Here is a 17,413-nt window from a genome sequence, read left to right on the forward strand (position 1 = left end):
GCTCTGCACCGGGGGCGTTCTTCACAGGTTGCCTGCTGAAGAGGGCAGGCTCAGGAGGTAATCATTCATCCGGCTGCGGTCCAGCAGCGTGATTTCACTGCCCTTGAAGTCAATCCAGCCCTGATCGCGCAGGAATCCAAGCTCCCGGGACAATGAAGGACGGGCGGTATTCAAATGCCCGGCCCATTCTTTGCGGCTGAAGGGGAGCTTCAGCGTATCGGAGGCCTGCTGCGTGCCCTGCTCCAGCAGGAAGTCTATGATCCGGCGCCGCAGCGGCCCGGCGGACAGGTTCTCGATTTTCCGGTTAACAAGCACCAGCCGTTCGGACAGATTCTCAATGAAGCGGGTGAGGATATCTGTGTCCGCTGCGAATAATCGCAGCAGCTCCTGCTTGCCGATGAACATCACCTTGCAGGGTCCCGTTGCTGTTACCGTGGCGGGGGCTACATTATCCCTGCGGAATAACACGGCCTCCCCGATGGTCTGTCCTTCCTTGAGGTGGGCAATGGTAACGCTGCTGCCGGTGGAATGCGTCTTCTGCACCTCGACCCGGCCGGAGAGCAGAATTCCCAGCCGGTCAGCCGGATCGCCTTCGGCGAGGATGATGGCATTCCTGCGGTAAGTGCTGACGGTATAGGCCAGCGTATGCAGCAGTATTTCGATCTCTTCTGCGGATTTCCCGCGGAATAACAGGCAGGCTTGCAGTGCGGTAGGCTCCGGTTTCATACATTTCCTCCGAATTCATAATAATCGGTAACATCCGTTACCGATTGATAGACGAAAGTCTACTACAATTACTGGTAACTGTAAAGGCGGGACGCAGCTGTCCTGTCCAGCTATCCAATTCATAATAAGGAGTGAATGTGTAATGAGCGACATGTTTTGTTTTCAGTGCCAGGAGGCAGCCAAGGGGACGGGTTGTACGATTCAGGGGGTATGCGGCAAGACCAGTGATGTAGCCAATCTGCAGGATCTTCTGGTGTATACGCTCAAAGGTATTGCGGTGTTCGCACGCAGCGGCCGTGAGCTGGGCATTACCGATCCGGTGACAGAGAAATTTATTATAGAGAGCCTGTTCGCTACGATTACCAATGCTAACTTTGTTCCGGAACACTTCACTGCGAAGATCCGGGAGGGGCTTGCCCTGCGGGATAACTGGCGCAGCAGAATTGCGGATGCCGGAGTGATCGCGTATCTGTCTGAACATGACGCAGCGCTATGGAGCGCCAGTACGGACGGGGAACTGATGGAGAAGGCGGCAACCGTGGGTGTGCTTGCTACAGAGCATGAGGATATCCGCTCTCTGCGTGAGCTGCTCACCTATGGTCTCAAGGGAATGGCTGCATACATGGAGCATGCGGCGGTGCTGGGATTCTATGAAGCAGGCGCACATGCTTTTATGGAAAAAGCCCTGACGGCCGTGCTGGATGATACCCTGAGCGGGGGCGAGCTGACTGCCCTGGTCCTGGAATGCGGCAAATTCGGTGTGGATGTGATGGCGCTGCTCGACCGTGCGAACACGGCAGCTTACGGCAGTCCGGAGATTACCAAAGTGAATATAGGTGTGGGCACGAACCCCGGCATTCTGATCAGCGGACATGACCTCAAGGATATGGAGGAATTGCTGAAGCAGACGGAGGGCACTGGAGTCGATGTGTACACGCATAGTGAGATGCTGCCGGCCCACTATTATCCGGCCTTCAAGAAATATAGCCACTTCGTGGGCAACTACGGCAACGCCTGGTGGAAGCAGACTGAAGAATTTGATAGCTTTGGTGGCCCGGTCCTGATGACTACGAACTGTATCGTACCACCAAAAGAAAGCTATAAGAACCGGCTGTACACCACAGGCAACACAGGTTATCCGGGAGTTCAGCATATTGCAGCAGGAGCAGACGGGGTGAAGGACTTCTCCGCTCTGATTGAGCAGGCCAAAGAGTGCAGCGCTCCGGTAGAAATCGAGACAGGTGAGATTATCGGCGGCTTTGCCCATGCGGCGGTCATGAATCTAGCAGATGAGGTAGTCGGCGCCGTCCAGAGCGGCGCAATCAAACAGTTCTTCGTCATGGCCGGCTGTGACGGACGGATGAAGAGCCGTAGCTATTATACAGACTTCGCGGCGGAGCTGCCTGAGGATACCGTGATTCTTACCGCAGGCTGTGCCAAGTACAAATATAATAAGCTGGCGCTTGGCGACATCGGCGGAATTCCCCGCGTGCTGGATGCCGGCCAGTGCAATGATTCCTACTCCCTTGTGGTCATAGCGCTGAAGCTGAAGGAAGTCTTCGGCCTGGACGACATCAACGATCTTCCGATCTCCTACAATATTGCCTGGTATGAACAAAAGGCGGTAATTGTGCTGCTGGCGCTGCTGCATCTGGGTGTGAAGAACATTCACCTCGGCCCTACACTTCCGGCATTCCTGTCACCTAATGTAGCTAAGGTGCTGGTAGACAGCTTTGGCATCGGCGGCATTTCCACCGTACAGGAAGACATGGAGCGGTTTATTGCAGCGGTGTAATACAGAATAATTGACCGTTTATCCTGCGGCGCTATGTCTCACAAGACCTTCGGATGGCCGCTAATGCTAGAAATTTCCTGATTCATCCATTATTCGTGACAGAGATCCGGTAATATTCTAAAATCCTGCACGGAATACAACATTTTGCTTGTTAAACCGGCCCAAATCCAAAATTGTTGTATAAAAGGCATGAATTCTCCTGCTTCATGCGGCTTAGCGGAACAATTCTTGTATTTCATACAACAATCCTCCGCCACACCCGGCTATCTATGAAACAAAGTTGTAGAACGTACAACACTTATGACTGCACTGCTTACTTAATAGTCTTCATTCTGCCGGCAACAAGACAAGTGTGAGGATCTGATGTATGCCGTATTCTGCTAGTCCCACAGCGGGCCGGTAACTTGTCTGGTGGTTGACTAAAGCGGGGTTTGTCTATGTAACGCACAAAAAAGCGGGTCCACGGTATACTGGGGACCCGCTTTTTTGTGTATGAGCCGGCAGCTGTTACGGCAGCCGGAAAGCGGGTCCACGGTATACTGGGGACCCGCTTTTTTGTGTATGAGCCGGCAGCTGTTACGGCAGCCGGTAGACGGCGAACGGCTCCCCGCTGCGGAAGGCGGCGCTGGCCTGATCCAGCTTCTGTAGCGTTGCCGCATCCGGCCGGACGGTGAGACTCTGCAGGTTATGCTCCACCTGCTCCACCCGGGTGGCACCGACAATCACCGTGGAGACGGCCGGCCTGCTCATCAGCCAGGCCAGAGACAGCGCCGCCGGTGAAGTATCCAGCTCTTCCGCTATACTGCTAACCTGCTCCCCGAGCGAGATGCGTCCGGGGGTAAGAAAGCGGCGGAAATTAGGATCGGTTTCCGCTCTGGAACCGGCAGGGGCACTGCCGGTATATTTGCCGGTGAGAATGCCGCCGGCCAGCGGGAAGTACGGGATGATGCCGAGTCCCTGATCCAGACACAGCGGAAGCAGCTCTGCTTCAGGTGTGCGGTCGGCAAGCGAATAGCTGCACTGGATCGAGACATATTTGGCCCAGTTGCGCGCTTCGCTGATGCCCAGCGCCTTCATCAGCTCCCAGGCAGCATAATTGGAGGCCCCGATATAACGCACTTTGCCCGCAGAGATCATATCATCGAGGGTGCGCAGCGTCTCCTCCAGCGGGGTGTAGGGATCGAAGGTGTGAATCTGATACAAATCTACATGATCCGTCTTCAGCCGCCGCAGGCTGCCTTCCAGCTCCTGCATCAGATGGCGGCGGGAAGAGCCGCTGCCGTCTGGCCCGTCATGCTTTGGAAGGCCGGCTTTGGTAGCCAGAACGGCAGCATGGCGTCTGCCCTCAAGCGCGAGTCCAATAATCCTCTCCGACTCGGAGCCGACATAGATGTTGGCGGTATCGATGAAGTTGATTCCCTGATCCATGGCGGCATGAATAATGCGGATCGATGTCTCCTGATCGGCCCGTTTACCGAACGAGTTGGTTCCAAGACCCAGCGCAGATACCTGCAGGCCGCTATTTCCGAGACGCTTATAATGCATCATGATCACTCCTTATCCTTATCATTAACGTTAATTAGGCCGGCTGCGGCCAGAGACGGCGGAGCAGCTTCATTGCCGGAGAACAGCTGCAGTGCAGTATCAATAAATAATTGTACGGCAATAGAAGTCTCCTCCAGGGAATGGACGGCGATATGAATATCGCGGTAAGCATCAGGCGCAAGCTCCCGGACCACGACATTCGGCGGCAGCGACAAGAGAGAGAGCTGGGACATCACGCCGACGGCGAGCCCCTCCTTGATCATATTCAGTGCGGTAATGTAACTGTTGACCTCGTATTTCACATTCAGCCTGCTTCTGGCCCGGTGAAATAAGTCCACAACCGGAGGCTCGTAGCCCGACCGGCAGAGCAGCATAGGCTGAGCTTCCAGATCCTTCACACAAATGATCTGCTTGTGCCGAAGCTCGTGATCCCCGGGCAATACGGCGTAGAGCTTCTCCCGGAACAGCGGCAGGGAGGCGAATTCTTCGACCGGTGGTATCATCAGGCCTGCGTCAATGAACCGTGATGCCAGCCAGTCCTTCACCTCGGCGACCGAACCTTCATACAATCTGATCTCAATTCCGGGGTATTTGGCAGTGATGGCACTGATAATCTTCGGGACAAAATAGGCAGCGGCAACCGGAAAGGCGCCGATGCGGATGAGGCCCTTCTCCAGGCCTTTCTCGGCGGCAATCTCCTGATCAATCTTATCGAGGCCGCTGAGGATTCCGCGGCAGATAACCAGAATCCGCTTGCCGATATCCGTCAGCATCAATCCGCTGCGCCGGTCGCGCAGCAGCAGCTTCACGTCCAGCTCGGCTTCGAGTGCGGAGATGGCCCGGCTGACTGCGGGCTGGGTCATATTCAGCTCAAGACCCGCCTTGGTGAAGCTGCGGCTTTCAGCGATTAAGACAAATAGGCGAATTTGAGTGTTATTCATATCTAATCTGGTATGCCCCTCATGATAATAATTCATTTCAATTATGACTGGATCTATTGTATCATTTGGGAAGAAATCAGAACAAGAGGTGAACTCATGCAGAAGCGGAAGCAAACTATTGGCTTATTAGTGTTCCTGGTTATTGTCTGGGGCATCAACTGGCCGCTCTCCAAAATTGCCTTAACGTATGCCCCGCCCTTGCTGTTCGCCGGAATCCGAACGGTCATTGCCGGTATTATACTAATCATCGCGGCTCTGCCGAAGCGGAAGCAGCTGAATTTGCGGCAGCTCTGGCCCGTCTATCTGGTGTCAGCCTTCCTCAGTATCGTCTTCTACTATGGCTTCCAGACGATTGGCCTGCAGTATGTACCGTCCGGCCTCTTCTCGGCCATTGTATTCCTGCAGCCGGTGCTGCTCGGAATCTTTGCCTGGATCTGGCTGGGCGAGCGGATGTACGGGCTTAAAATCGCCGGCCTCGTAATCGGCTTCCTCGGGGTAGCCTCGTTAAGCCTTGGGGGATTAACCGGAAGTATCTCGCCTATAGGCGTCCTGCTGGCCTTGGCCAGTGCACTCAGCTGGGCGCTGGCTACGGTCTACACCAAACGTAACGCAGCCAGAGTAGATATGCTGTGGATGACCGCGATGCAGATTATGATCGGCGGGGTGATCCTGCTGGCGGCCGGCTCAGCTTCAGAGAGCTGGGCGGATATTACCTGGAGTAGTACTTTTATATTAAATACACTGTTCATCGCGGTCTTCGTGATTGCGCTGGGCTGGATGGTATACTTCAAGCTGATCAATGAAGGAGAGGCCGGCAAGGTAGGCTCGTTCACCTTTCTGATTCCGCTGATTTCCATCGGCTCCAGTGTAGTCTTATTGCATGAACAGATTACGGTGAATCTGGTCATCGGTATGCTGCTGATTGTAAGCAGCATTATTCTGGTGAATGTCAGGCTGGGCCGGAATGCCGGGAGTGTCCTGCAGACCCCGGTACCCGGTCTGGGCAAGGAATAAACAACGGCTGCTCCCTCAGAAGAGGGGCAGCTGCTCCCTCAGAAGAGGGGCAGCCGTTTTTACTTGTCAGGGGTTACATTACAGCAGGCTTAGACCGTTTCTGCGTCCGCGTCCCGCAGGATCAGTTCTCCGCCGGACTCCAGGATACTGTTATGGGAACGGGCGATATTAATGAGGACATGCTCCTCCTGGAGCAGTTCAATGTCTTCACACAGATTACGCAGCAGCCGGGAGAAGCTGTTCAGAACACTGTCAGTGATAAACTCGGTGAACTGCCCCGGATGGGTAAAAACCTCCAGCATCTGCTTGAGCTGATCCGTACCGGGCTGGGAAGCCCCTTCCATGCACAGCAGTGCGGATTTAAGATCGCTGATCAGACACTCTATATGGCTGTACTTATCCTCCAGCAGCAGCATAACCACCAGACCGTATTTCACGGATTGCTGGCGGGATTCTACATTCTTGGCCAGCAGCCGGGCGGCTTCCCGCAGTCCGCCAACTTCAGTCAGCAGCAGACTGGAGAAGCGGTGCAGGCGGTGCTGGTGTACCCCGGCAAGTCCGGTGTGCAGGCTGCAGCCGGTTACTTGACCGCTTATATAGATACTGCCGGTAGCCGTAATTGTAGATTGGCAGACGTTGCCGTAGACATACACATTCCCTAACGCCTCAATACACATAGGGCCTTCAATATCTGAGGGTACAACGATGTCACCTGCAAACATAATCTCACGGGCCGTTGCCGCCATTTCCTTGGTGATGAGGCATAGGGCCGGGAAATCGCAGGTTGTGACGCTGCCGGAGTCTCCGCAGATGCGGGGTCTGCCCGTACGCAGAGCCGCGATCTCCCCGTTTGGAAGCAGCCGTGCATTGTCTCCGGCTGCGAAATAAATATCCTGCGGTGGAGGTGGAGGCAAGATGCCTCCTTCTACGTCAAATCCGGGAAATCCCTCTTCGGGCGGCAACTTGCGGGCAAAGACCTCTCCCTCTCTGGCGAAGGGGGCTCCCGGAAACCGGAGATAATCTAAGGAATCTGCAGCTTCCGCAGTTCGCCCCTCCCGGAGCATTCCATTGCCTGTGAGCGTATGCTCCGGTAGGGATAGCTGCAGCCTTGATTTCTTGCCGGGCAGCGGGGCTCTCCCTTCTGCGATACAGACAGGGAGATATGTAGGGTTGTTCAGTTCGGCGTATAGGGCCGGGATATTCAGATTCCGCAGAATGGAGCGGTTATCCAGCGAAGAGAGAATCTGTTCTATGGTGAGCGTGGACAGCAGCATCGCCCGGTTAGGCTCGGCCCGGACTGCGGCTTCGAAGGAAGCCGGACAATTGACCAGATTCCAGGCGTACTTCTCTGCACGGTACAAGGTGAAATGCACTTTGAGCTTGTCAGGTGAAACTGTAATCTGATACTGTGGCTTCTCGCAAATTTCCCAGGTAATATGATCCGCTGAGGTAACCTCAATAGGCTCTGTAACGGTCTTCCAGTTGATCTTCAGCACTACAGGATGAACAGCAGAGATCCGGGCGGGCTTGCCGCCAGAGAGCGGGGGAGTAATGAAGATCTGATTATTCTGCACAAGGATGATTCCATCCTTATCTCCATTCATCCCGCCGGAAGTCTGGCCCTCCACAGAGAAAGAATCCAGGAATCCGGTACGTTCAAGCATCAAGGATTCCACGAAATCATATCGGGTTGGTTCGATGAATTGCTGCGGCATTAGCTTAACCTCGCTTTTTCGTATAATCAATGGCATTCGTACAGAAAAGAGCATCATAAAGCCTGAGGGATCACCCGGTGACTGATGGCTTACGTGGTCTCTATTGGCAGCCTGGCGACCATAAACGCGGAGTCTCTGCATTCTTAGGCCCATTGCTTTGCGTCCTACCCTTTCAGGAAGTTTGCCTTTAGAAATAGATCAATGATATACACTCAGCATGAGGCGATTTCAATCGACTGTAATCGACAAAAAAGGTCATAACTGGTTCCTGCGCTGCAGGAACTTCTGCAAACAAGCTTAATTCTAGTACTTAAGGAGCTATTTTTCAACTGTATTCTGCCAATTTATCAATAATCTTAAAATGTGCAGCTCTAAGTTGCCTGAAAAACTGGTTTCCCAGCGCTTACAGCTTATGGGAGGACCCCTTCTGACAAAGCCGTTGTTGCTCAACCCGTGCTGCTAATTGAATTATTGTACAAACAATGATATGTTTCAGCCCTATGACTGCCAATAATCCGCTAAAAATCAATGCGTGTAAATTCCAGTTGAACCGAGAGGGCAGAGTGGAAGTGAATTGAAATTCAATGACTTGTCGGTCATTGAATCCTGTGCCCATAGTCAGAGCTCACAGGGCACTTTATTCCTGGAGCATCATATGCTGCTGTTCGTGCCGAAAGGGAATTATACGATCCGTTATGCGGGGCTTGTGCATGTGGTGCAGGAGAATCAAATGGTGCTGCTGCCCAAGTCCATCGCCGTTGAATATGAGAAATCGGGCCAGCCGGATAACGGTTATCTGCTGGAATGTAGGCAGGCAGTGACCATCCTCCGGTACATTTGCCGCTGGGCATTGACACGCTGGCCCGGTACAGTGAGAAGGCGGAGCAGTTCGAGCAGGAGATCAGCACTTGGCATAGTGTTATTACGGGAACAGATCATGAGGATGTATTCTAAAGCTGAATAGGCTTAACCGCACAGAAAAAAAGGGACGCTCCCAAGCTTATAGCTTATGGGAGAGTCCCTTTTGTATGAATCGTATAGCGCGCGCCGGTGCAGCCTTGGCGGGCTGTGCTGCGGCTGAGATTGCCGCATAATCGGCACGTTCGATCTCTTCAAGAATCCGGTTCAGATGCGAGAACACCGCGCCAAGATCACGGAATGCGGCGAGCGGGCATTGGCCCTGCAGCTCAGAGAACCAGGCCAGCTGCACATCACGGGCGCGGCGCAGGCTCTCGGGGAGCGAACGCCCGCATTCCGCATCCGACAGCGTCCGGGTTCCATATAAGGCAATGCAGTCTGCAGTTGCCGTCACGACCTCTGTCATCCAGTCGGCTGCGGCATAATGGGCAGGGAGCAGCGAGAGCTCTTCGGAAATTCCTTTGACGTAGGAATGCACCCTGCTGAGATGGGAGGTTGCCTGTGACAGCGTACCGAGCTCTTTGCGGCACTGGTAATGGGAGAGCGTGAAGTGAAGCTCCTTCTGCAGCTGCTTGCTCTTGCCCAGCAGTTCACCGGAAAGCTTAAGCGCGGTCAGCGCCTGCGTAGCATCCCGTCCGCCGGACGTCAGGCCGGTTAAGGCATCGGACAGTGTCAGGCTGCCCCTCAGTGCCAAGTCTTTGACCTTGACGAACCCCTTGGGCGGAACGATAATCATATTTATGATTAAGGCAATCAGTACACCGATTAAGGTTTCGGCGACTCTCCAGACGATGTACCCATCATGATAGAAGGTGAGCGCCAGGACGGAAGTGACGCCAACCTGTGAAACGGCCTGGATATTAATCCGGCAGGCGGTGGCTACGCCTATGCCGAGCAGCAGCATCAGCAGGATCGAGAGCGCACCAACATCGAAGAAGCGGCCCACAACCAGACTGGCGATTCCGCCTAGCACAATACCGAGCAGCCGGTACACCCCTTTTTCGAGGGAGGCTTTGACGCTGCTCTGGGTGATAAGAATCGCCGCCAGCGGCGCAAAGTACAGATAACGGTCGCCATACAGGCTGTGTACCGCGAGCCAGGATAGTGATGCAGCAAGGGTAACACGTATCATATAAAGGGATAATCCGAACTTCTCAAGGCGGTCTTGTAACCCCTCGTTCATGGTAGTCATCTTCTTTCGCAAATGTAAGAAAAATTTTATGTTTTTCAGCCGTTTTCATTATAGCACCTCAAAACAGGCCCCGCCGGGTCCATTTTTTACGAACTTGTTAAGTTTCTGCAATGCATTTAATAATGTAAGCTATCGCATATATAGGATTATTCCTATATGCTATATATATTGAAGTCTGCCCGACATGGGGAGGAATTGTCGCTTATCCGCGCTGAGCATGCTGTTTCTGGATTGTCTCCCGCAAGAAGCGGGTAAAATAGGTTGTACTACATAAGTTAAGGGAGGTTGTTAGCTATAGCTACCCCGGAAGGCACTATTATTTCATTTGATCAGGTTATTAAGCAATATGACGACGAAGAGGCTGTATTAAAAGGCGTGAGCTTCGAAATTGAACGCGGTAAATTCTATACTCTGCTGGGCCCCTCGGGCTGCGGGAAAACGACCATTCTGCGACTCATCGCCGGCTTCGCCGAGCCGACTGAAGGTTCTATTTATCTGAACGGTAAAATCATCAACCACATTCCCGCCAACGAGCGGCAGGTCAATACGGTATTCCAGGACTATGCGCTGTTTCCGCACCTGAACGTATTCGAGAATGTGGCTTTCGGACTGCGGATTAAGAAGCTTAAGAAGGATGTTATTAATCAAAAGGTGCAGGAAGCGCTGCGCTTCGTCAACCTGGTCGGCTATGACCAGCGGGCCATTAATGAAATGTCCGGAGGACAAAGACAGCGGGTCGCAATTGCACGCGCGATTGTCAACGAGCCGCAGGTTCTGCTGCTGGACGAGCCGTTATCGGCACTGGACCTTAAGCTGCGCACGGAGATGCAGTATATTCTGCGGGAAATGCAGCAGCGGCTGGGCATCACCTTCATTTTCGTTACCCATGACCAGGAAGAAGCGCTGGCAATGTCCGACTGGATCTTCGTCATGAACGGCGGAAAGATTGAGCAGAGCGGTACGCCTAATGATATCTATGATGAACCGATCAACCGGTTCGTGGCGGATTTCATCGGCGAGTCGAATATTGTACCGGGCGTAATGATTGAGGACTATGTGGTTGAGTTTAACGGCCACCGGTTCGAGTGCGTCGATGCCGGTCTGAAGCCGAATGAATCTGTGGAAATTGTGATCCGTCCTGAGGATCTGGAGATTGCCACCGTTGAAGCGGGCAAGCTCAAAGTGCGCGTAGATTCCCAGCTGTTCCGGGGAGTGCATTATGAGATCAGCTGCTATGACGGCTCGGGTCACGAATGGCTGGTCCATTCCACCCGCAAGGCGGAGGTCGGCAGCGAAATCGGGCTGTATTTTGATCCGGAAGCGATCCATGTTATGCGTTTCGGTGAAACGGAGGAAGAGTTCGACAAACGTCTGGAGGCTTACGGCGAGGTGGAGAGCCATGAAGAGTAAGGGCAAGTCGTATTATCTCATCCCGTATTACCTGTGGATCGCGCTGTTTGTCATTGCGCCGGTGCTGCTGGTTATCTATTACTCCCTGTTCGATCTGGACGGGAAGCTGACGCTGGATAACTACGTCAATTTCTTCACACCGGTATATATGAGAATGATGCTGAATTCCTTCTGGTATGCTTTTCTGATCACACTGTTCTCGCTCTTGGTGGCATATCCGGCTGCTTATCTGCTGACGCGCACGAAGCACAAGCAGCTGTGGCTGCTGCTGATTATTCTGCCGACATGGATCAATCTGCTGCTGAAGACGTATGCCTTCATCGGTATCTTCGGCACCTTCGGCCCGGTCAACAATTTCTTTGATCTGGTGGGGCTCGGGGAGCAGCAGATCCTATTCACCGGCTTCAGCTTTGTGTTTGTGTCCGTCTATATTTTCATTCCATTCATGATTCTGCCGATCTTCAGTGCACTGGATGAGATGAATCTGTCGCTGGTGGATGCTGCGCGTGATTTGGGCGCCTCCGGCTGGACGACGTTCCGGCGGGTTGTATTCCCGCTCACGATCTCCGGGGTCCGCTCCGGCTGCATGGCGGTATTCATTCCCGCGCTGTCGCTGTTTATGATTACGCGTCTGATTGCCGGCAACCGGGTGATTACACTCGGCACCGCCATTGAGCAGCATTTCCTGGTCACACAGGATTGGGGCATGGGCTCCACGGTTGCGGTATTCCTGATCGCCATTATGGCGCTGTTCATGATTCTTACGGGCAGCTCGCGGAAAGGAGGACGCGCGTGAAGAGCAAGAATAGAAACAAAATCAAAAATAAAAACGGGATCGCGAATATCTATCTGGTGCTGGTCTTCCTGGTTCTGTACGCGCCGATTTTCTATCTGATGTACTACTCGTTCAACAGCGGCGGAACCATGCATGAATTCGAGGGCTTCACGCTGGATTATTACCGCGAAGTCGTGGCCGATACCCGGCTGATGATTATTATGATTAACACACTGGTCATTGCGCTGCTGTCCTCGGCGATTGCAACGCTGATTGCGATCATCGGAGCACTGGCGATTCAGCATGTCCGCAGCCGCCGGGCCAAGAATACGCTGCTCTCGCTGAATAATGTGCTGATTGTCAGCCCGGATGTAATTATCGGAGCCTCCTTCCTGATCCTGTTCACGATTGTTGGGATCAAGCTTGGCTTCACCTCCGTTCTGCTCTCGCATGTGGCGTTCAGCATTCCGATTGCCGTCATTATGATCCTGCCGCATCTGCAGGAGATGAGTCCGACACTGACCGACGCCGCCCGGGATCTTGGGGCCACGCGCCGTGATGTGCTCACGAAGGTGATTCTGCCGATCATCAAACCGGGGATCTTCAGCGGATTCTTCATGGCCCTGACCTATTCCCTGGATGATTTCGCGGTAACCTTCTTCGTAACAGGCAACGGATATTCCACCTTGTCGGTTGAGATCTATTCGAGGGCGCGCCAAGGGGTCTCATTGTCGATTAACGCACTGTCGACACTGATCTTCCTCTTCACCATCCTGCTGGTAATAGGCTACTACTACCTTAACCAGCGGAAGAGCCGTCCGGCTATGCATATTGCAGAACCGGTTGCTGAAGCGGGGGTGCCTAGATGAAACAGCTGGTAAATACATTTCTGGCGATTCTGATCGTAGCATTCGGGCTGATGTTCCTGGCCTCCAGGCTGAACTCGGCCGAGGGCTATTCCGGCGGCAATACGCTGACGATCTACAACTGGGGCGATTACATCGATCCCGAGCTGCTGGAGCAGTTCCAGGAGGAAACCGGCATTACGGTGATCTACCAGACCTTTGACTCCAATGAGGCGATGCTGACCAAGGTTGAGCAGGGCGGTACGGTCTTCGATGTCGTGGTCCCTTCCGACTATGCCATTGCCAAGATGCGGGAAGAGAACCTGCTGCTGCCGCTGGATCACAGCAAGCTTCCGAATCTGGCCAATATCGGTTCCAAATTCATGGATCTGTCCTTTGATCCCGGCAACCTGTATTCGGTGCCTTATTTCTGGGGGACGGTAGGTATCATCTACAACCCTGAGATGACGGAGGGCATCGATTTCAGCAGTTGGGATTCGTTGTGGGACAAGCGGCTGGACAATAATATCTTCCTGGTCGATGGAGCACGCGAGGTGATGGGCATGGCGCTGAACAGTCTGCACTATTCTGTCAATGACAGGAATGAAGAACATCTGCAGGAAGCGCTGGCCAAGCTGAACCAGCTGTCGCCGAATGTGAAAGCGATCGTCGGCGACGAGATCAAGATGCTGCTGGCGAACGAAGAGGCGGCTGTCGGAATCGTCTGGTCCGGCGATGCTTCAGAGATTATGGATGAGAACGACAAGCTGGATTACGTTGTGCCTGAAGAAGGCTCGAACATATGGTTTGACAACATGGTCATTCCGCGCGGAGCAGCCAATATCGAAGGGGCACATAAGTTCATCAACTTCATGCTCCGCCCGGATGTGGCGGCGCAGAATACGGAATACGTCGGCTACTCTACGCCGAACGTTCCTGCCCTGAAGCTGCTGCCGGAGGACATCTCCGGCGACGAGCGCTTCTACCCGCCCGCCGAGATCACAGACCGGCTGGAGGTCTATGATAACCTCGGCAAGCGGATGCTTGCCCATTATAACGAGCTGTTCCTGAAGTTTAAGATGAATAAGAAGTAGGTTGCCGGTCATTGGAGTGCCCGCATGCGGAGGTTTCGCATGCGGGTTTTTTTTGCTGGGGGGAGAGAAGGGGGGGAGGCTGGAGGGATAAGGTTAGAGGGAGGGAGAGAAGGACGAAGCTGGAAGGCTAGGGTCAGAGCACAGGTGGGGGACATGACTTGTTGGAGAATTGTATGGCCCTCACCGGCACTGAAGGAATAGGCAGTATTAGTTGGATTTTCTACACTTGCTGGTGAACGAATGAACCCTGCGAATACAGCAGTTGGATAAACCGAAACAGCACTTAAATTATTACATTTCACCCAAAGTAGCTGAAACCACCCAAATTAGTTGCTGTTTTTCCACTTGCTTGCCCACGATCCTACGAAATCGACAAATTAAGATACCTTTTTCCACTTACTGTTACAGCAGTTGATTCGCGGCACTACAGCCTACAGCCAGCAGCGGGTTCAACGATCCACCTGAAGGTTGGTGGCGGTTCTGTTAAAGCTCAGCGTACTTTTCGGATACTTGTTACTGGGCAAACGTCGAGCGGACAAAGTATAGTGGTGATCCACTTGATGTTGCAATGTTCATCTACGTCAGTCTACGGCCCGCAACGGGTCGCATTAAGCTGGTCCGCTGCCCGCAGCCGTAACATTAAATTTGGTCTGCTGCGGAACCGCAAGTAGATTGCTCCTTATGCAGACTAATTAAAATATTCAAGCACACTGCGCTTCAGCTCATACCGTGCGGTCCGTTCCTGATTACTGGTGGGGACGGGAAGAAGCCAGCCTTTGTCAGCCAGATTGTGTAACGTCCGGACCGCAGTTCTATAATCGACGGTGAAATGCTGCTTAACATCCTGAGGACGGATGGGCCGGGCGAGTTGAATAGCTAGCCGGAGTACCTCCTGTTCCATAAGCTGCACACGGGATACAGGTGCTTCAGCAGGCTGATATCTGCCCAGCACCATTCGCAGCAGGGTCATACAAAGCTCAGGGCGCTGCTCAACATCATCGTACGCGAATGAAATCACATGATAGCCCATAGCATACAGGAACGTTTCGCGGTTTAGCTCACTGCAGTATTTTTGGCGGTCCATGTCGCGTACATGGGAGGAATACCCTTTGATCTCGATAATCAGCTTCACGTATCCGGGCAGCCAGACAAAGTCTGCATAATAGGATCTTCCCCGCCAGTCCATGACCTCGTATTCTGGATGCAGCCCTTCAAAATGTCCCCGCAGCGGCCACCAGACTTTATTCAGAAACAGGATCTCGGCATGCCTATGCCCCCGCTCCAAGCGCGCCCGGCGTTCTCCTTCAGGTCTGCTGCTCAGATGCCCGTCAATAAATTTCAAATGTGCTTCTTCAAATATCATTAGGCTCCAACCTCCCCGTAAAAATAGAAAACGCCCCGGCTCCCCCAATTGGGGAAAACCGGGACGTTCTTCGTCTCGCTGTTATTAAGTATAGTCTACGAGCTTGATTATAACTAGAATATAGCAGGAAAAGTTTCTATTTCACACCGATCCGCATGCGGTAGCTAATTAGCACCTGCAATGTCCGGTCCTGGAAATAATCTTCCACCTCTGCAGAGAACTCAGCAATTTCCTGCTCTAGTGAGGCAGAACCAAGCTTCAGGACGGACTGGATGCCGCCTTGGCTGAGGGCCAATCCGATATAGCGCCGGGCATCGCATGATTCTGTATTATGAAAAACAATTTCTCTCGCATAGGAAAATAATCCGCTGGCTTTGATACGGCCAAGGTGTCCTTCTTTGTCCCATTTACGGGCCTGATCGGCAACGGGCTGGAGCCCGGCAAGAAGGGCATCCGAAGTGGCAATCAGCCTATTGTAACGGGCTTCGACAGCAGGCTGCAGCACCAGAGGCCAGTCGCAGTCATAGGCAGCGAACACTCCGCCGGGACGCAGGCAGCGGGAGATTTCCTGAAGTGTGCTGGCCGGGTCCATCCAGTGGAAAGACTGCGAGCAGGTAATGATGTCGACGCCCTCTGAGGCGAAGGGAAGCTGATTGGAGTAGCCTTGGACAAAAGACAAGACCTGCGCCCCGTTGTGCAGGCGGTTCAGCTTCTCCTGCGCTTTGCCCAGCATATCCGGATTGGGCTCCACTCCGGTTACGGAGTCGGCGGCGTCTTTCCACAGGAAGGTGGACAGACCGGTGCCGCAGCCTATATCAGCGACCACGGCCGGACGGCGGCCCAGGTAATTACTCAGCAGCTCAATAACCAGCGGCGGCGCTTCGGGCCGGTAACGGTCGTATTCGTCCTGATATCCCAAGAAGCGGTCAATATTAGGCTTGCTGTTGCCTGAAGGAATCATTGGAATCAGCCTCCATAGGAGTTTTGTTTGTTCTTTATCATAGATAGTCCAAGCGGCAATATTCAAGAAGCCGGATAAACTAGGCGGATAAAAAGCTATCAACTTCTGAGCTAGCGCAGCAGCTCCGGATCAATGGCAGGCACAAGACCCTCAGCAGCCGCACGGGTCAGCAGGGCAGAGATTGCCGCGTAGCCGTCCTCGCCCAGGTTCATCGTGAACTCGTTGACGTAAAGATCAATATGCGATTTGGCTACTTCCGGGGAGAGCTCCTGGGCATGGCTCAGGACATATTCCTGGCAGTCCAGGGGATGATCCCAAGCATACTGCAAAGAGCTGCGGATCCAGCCGGTAATGGACTCGTGGTCCAGATCCCGGCGGGCGATGATCGCGCCCAGCGGAATAGGCAGGCCGGTGTCGCTTTCCCACCAGCTGCCGAGGTCAGTCAGCAGGTTAAGATTGTAGGACGGGTAGGTGAAGCGGGCTTCATGAATGACCAGCCCGGCATCAATCGTGCCATTCTGTACTGCAGGCATGATTTCATCGAAGGGCATGACGACGATCTCGGCCGGGCCGTCCGGCACCTGCTGCGCAGCCCACAGCCGGAAGAGCAGGTAGGCGGTGGAGCGCTCGCTTGGCACAGCTATTCTGCGGCCGGATAGCTGACGCGGATGTTTGATGGCACCTGCACCTTTGCGCGTCAATACGAGCGGGCCGCAGCCCCGTCCAAGCGCACCGCCGCAAGGCAGCAGCTTGTACTTATCCAGCACCCAGGGAAGCGCAGCGTAGGAGATCTTAAGCACTTCCGGACCAGCTCCGTCTGCCGCGAGACCGTTGGTGATATCGATATCGGCAAAGGTCACCTCCAGCTTGGGTGCATCCGGCACCAGCCCGTGCGCCCAGGCATGAAATACGAAGGTATCGTTGGGACATGGAGAAAAAGCAATATGAAGTTCGGTTGTCATTACAGCACCTCCAGTAGAATAGCCGCTGCCGCTGTGAGGGCATCCAGGGCTTCTTTGATCTTCCACGCGGCCCGGTCGCGCGGGCCGACCGGGTTCGAGATCGCGCGCAGCTCCAGCGCTGCGATTCCCAGGGCCCGGGCGGCCACGGCGACCCCGT

At 53.8% G+C, this 17,413-nt stretch carries 15 protein-coding genes, 1 pseudogene and 1 riboswitch; of the genes and pseudogenes, 7 read left to right on the forward strand and 9 right to left on the reverse strand.

Annotated features, from left to right (window positions below):
* Window positions 1-21: 21 nt before the first annotated feature.
* A complete protein-coding gene (locus tag QW71_RS24005; RefSeq protein ID WP_039304878.1) occupies window positions 22-726 on the reverse strand; it encodes a Crp/Fnr family transcriptional regulator in 705 nt (234 codons plus the stop codon).
* Window positions 727-868: 142 nt separating this feature from the next.
* Between QW71_RS24005 and hcp the strand changes: the two genes are divergently transcribed.
* On the forward strand, window positions 869-2,521 hold the full coding sequence (gene hcp, locus QW71_RS24010; protein ID WP_083442695.1) for a hydroxylamine reductase: 1,653 nt from the start codon (window positions 869-871) through the stop codon (window positions 2,519-2,521).
* 576 nt (window positions 2,522-3,097) lie between these two features.
* Here hcp and QW71_RS24015 read toward each other — a convergent pair.
* Window positions 3,098-4,066, reverse strand: coding sequence for an aldo/keto reductase (locus tag QW71_RS24015; RefSeq protein WP_039304882.1), 969 nt, complete (start codon window positions 4,064-4,066; stop codon window positions 3,098-3,100).
* 5 nt (window positions 4,067-4,071) lie between these two features.
* Window positions 4,072-5,007, reverse strand: coding sequence for a LysR family transcriptional regulator (locus QW71_RS24020; protein WP_047013944.1), 936 nt, complete (start codon window positions 5,005-5,007; stop codon window positions 4,072-4,074).
* A gap of 96 nt (window positions 5,008-5,103) precedes the next feature.
* Between QW71_RS24020 and QW71_RS24025 the strand changes: the two genes are divergently transcribed.
* Window positions 5,104-6,021, forward strand: a complete 918-nt coding sequence (locus QW71_RS24025; protein ID WP_047013945.1) for a DMT family transporter — start codon at window positions 5,104-5,106, stop codon at window positions 6,019-6,021.
* Between the two features lie 89 nt (window positions 6,022-6,110).
* Here the strand turns inward: QW71_RS24025 and QW71_RS24030 are convergent, their stop codons facing one another.
* On the reverse strand, window positions 6,111-7,736 hold the full coding sequence (locus QW71_RS24030) for a flagellar assembly protein A (protein ID WP_039304885.1): 1,626 nt from the start codon (window positions 7,734-7,736) through the stop codon (window positions 6,111-6,113).
* Between the two features lie 102 nt (window positions 7,737-7,838).
* A riboswitch (cyclic di-GMP riboswitch) is annotated at window positions 7,839-7,932 on the reverse strand.
* A gap of 378 nt (window positions 7,933-8,310) precedes the next feature.
* Here QW71_RS24030 and QW71_RS24035 point away from each other — a divergent pair.
* Complete coding sequence (locus QW71_RS24035; RefSeq protein WP_039304888.1) at window positions 8,311-8,700, forward strand: hypothetical protein; 390 nt, start codon at window positions 8,311-8,313, stop codon at window positions 8,698-8,700.
* 36 nt (window positions 8,701-8,736) lie between these two features.
* Here the strand turns inward: QW71_RS24035 and QW71_RS24040 are convergent, their stop codons facing one another.
* Window positions 8,737-9,837 carry an aromatic acid exporter family protein gene (locus QW71_RS24040; RefSeq protein WP_039304891.1) on the reverse strand — a complete coding sequence of 367 codons (1,101 nt, stop codon included), beginning with the start codon at window positions 9,835-9,837 and terminating at the stop codon, window positions 8,737-8,739.
* A gap of 294 nt (window positions 9,838-10,131) precedes the next feature.
* On the opposite strand from QW71_RS24040, the gene QW71_RS24045 reads away from it, so the two are divergent.
* Genes QW71_RS24045 through QW71_RS24060 form a run of 4 tightly spaced genes read left to right on the forward strand, consistent with a single transcriptional unit; the run spans window position 10,132 to window position 13,970 of the window.
* The gene (locus QW71_RS24045; protein WP_174479840.1) at window positions 10,132-11,256 is read left to right on the forward strand and encodes an ABC transporter ATP-binding protein; all 1,125 of its coding nucleotides are present in this window, start codon (window positions 10,132-10,134) and stop codon (window positions 11,254-11,256) included.
* Window positions 11,246-12,052, forward strand: coding sequence for an ABC transporter permease (locus QW71_RS24050; protein ID WP_039304894.1), 807 nt, complete (start codon window positions 11,246-11,248; stop codon window positions 12,050-12,052). Before QW71_RS24045 ends, QW71_RS24050 begins: the two co-directional genes overlap by 11 nt.
* Window positions 12,053-12,072: 20 nt before the next feature.
* Window positions 12,073-12,900, forward strand: coding sequence for an ABC transporter permease (locus tag QW71_RS24055; RefSeq protein WP_039304962.1), 828 nt, complete (start codon window positions 12,073-12,075; stop codon window positions 12,898-12,900).
* A complete protein-coding gene (locus QW71_RS24060) occupies window positions 12,897-13,970 on the forward strand; it encodes a PotD/PotF family extracellular solute-binding protein (RefSeq protein WP_039304897.1) in 1,074 nt (357 codons plus the stop codon). Before QW71_RS24055 ends, QW71_RS24060 begins: the two co-directional genes overlap by 4 nt.
* A 688-nt stretch (window positions 13,971-14,658) precedes the next feature.
* On the opposite strand, the gene QW71_RS24065 is transcribed toward QW71_RS24060, so the two are convergent.
* From QW71_RS24065 to QW71_RS39165, 4 genes and pseudogenes are all read right to left on the reverse strand, one after another.
* Window positions 14,659-15,333 carry a DUF559 domain-containing protein gene (locus tag QW71_RS24065; protein WP_039304900.1) on the reverse strand — a complete coding sequence of 225 codons (675 nt, stop codon included), beginning with the start codon at window positions 15,331-15,333 and terminating at the stop codon, window positions 14,659-14,661.
* Window positions 15,334-15,469: 136 nt separating this feature from the next.
* Window positions 15,470-16,294 carry a class I SAM-dependent methyltransferase gene (locus QW71_RS24070; RefSeq protein WP_039304903.1) on the reverse strand — a complete coding sequence of 275 codons (825 nt, stop codon included), beginning with the start codon at window positions 16,292-16,294 and terminating at the stop codon, window positions 15,470-15,472.
* Between the two features lie 110 nt (window positions 16,295-16,404).
* Window positions 16,405-17,256, reverse strand: coding sequence for a 1,4-dihydroxy-6-naphthoate synthase (locus QW71_RS24075; RefSeq protein ID WP_039304906.1), 852 nt, complete (start codon window positions 17,254-17,256; stop codon window positions 16,405-16,407).
* Window positions 17,256-17,413, reverse strand: a pseudogene (locus tag QW71_RS39165) (futalosine hydrolase); the annotation flags it as partial. The gene QW71_RS24075 and the pseudogene QW71_RS39165, both read right to left, overlap by 1 nt.

It is taken from the genome of Paenibacillus sp. IHB B 3415 (genome assembly GCF_000802655.2).
GTDB classification, from domain to species: Bacteria; Bacillota; Bacilli; order Paenibacillales; family Paenibacillaceae; genus Paenibacillus_AQ; species Paenibacillus_AQ phytohabitans.

What these genes read in the sequence shown, in the direction of transcription:
- QW71_RS24070 (WP_039304903.1), bottom strand. Translation starts at nt 16,294, where the DNA reads ATGATTCCTTCAGGCAACAGCAAGCCTAATATTGACCGCTTCTTGGGA.
- QW71_RS24030 (WP_039304885.1), bottom strand. Translation starts at nt 7,736, where the DNA reads ATGCCGCAGCAATTCATCGAACCAACCCGATATGATTTCGTGGAATCC.
- QW71_RS24060 (WP_039304897.1), top strand. Translation starts at nt 12,897, where the DNA reads ATGAAACAGCTGGTAAATACATTTCTGGCGATTCTGATCGTAGCATTC.
- QW71_RS24065 (WP_039304900.1), bottom strand. Translation starts at nt 15,333, where the DNA reads ATGATATTTGAAGAAGCACATTTGAAATTTATTGACGGGCATCTGAGC.
- QW71_RS24015 (WP_039304882.1), bottom strand. Translation starts at nt 4,066, where the DNA reads ATGCATTATAAGCGTCTCGGAAATAGCGGCCTGCAGGTATCTGCGCTG.
- QW71_RS24025 (WP_047013945.1), top strand. Translation starts at nt 5,104, where the DNA reads ATGCAGAAGCGGAAGCAAACTATTGGCTTATTAGTGTTCCTGGTTATT.
- QW71_RS24075 (WP_039304906.1), bottom strand. Translation starts at nt 17,256, where the DNA reads ATGACAACCGAACTTCATATTGCTTTTTCTCCATGTCCCAACGATACC.
- QW71_RS24050 (WP_039304894.1), top strand. Translation starts at nt 11,246, where the DNA reads ATGAAGAGTAAGGGCAAGTCGTATTATCTCATCCCGTATTACCTGTGG.
- QW71_RS24040 (WP_039304891.1), bottom strand. Translation starts at nt 9,837, where the DNA reads ATGAACGAGGGGTTACAAGACCGCCTTGAGAAGTTCGGATTATCCCTT.
- QW71_RS24020 (WP_047013944.1), bottom strand. Translation starts at nt 5,007, where the DNA reads ATGAATAACACTCAAATTCGCCTATTTGTCTTAATCGCTGAAAGCCGC.
- hcp (WP_083442695.1), top strand. Translation starts at nt 869, where the DNA reads ATGAGCGACATGTTTTGTTTTCAGTGCCAGGAGGCAGCCAAGGGGACG.
- QW71_RS24005 (WP_039304878.1), bottom strand. Translation starts at nt 726, where the DNA reads ATGAAACCGGAGCCTACCGCACTGCAAGCCTGCCTGTTATTCCGCGGG.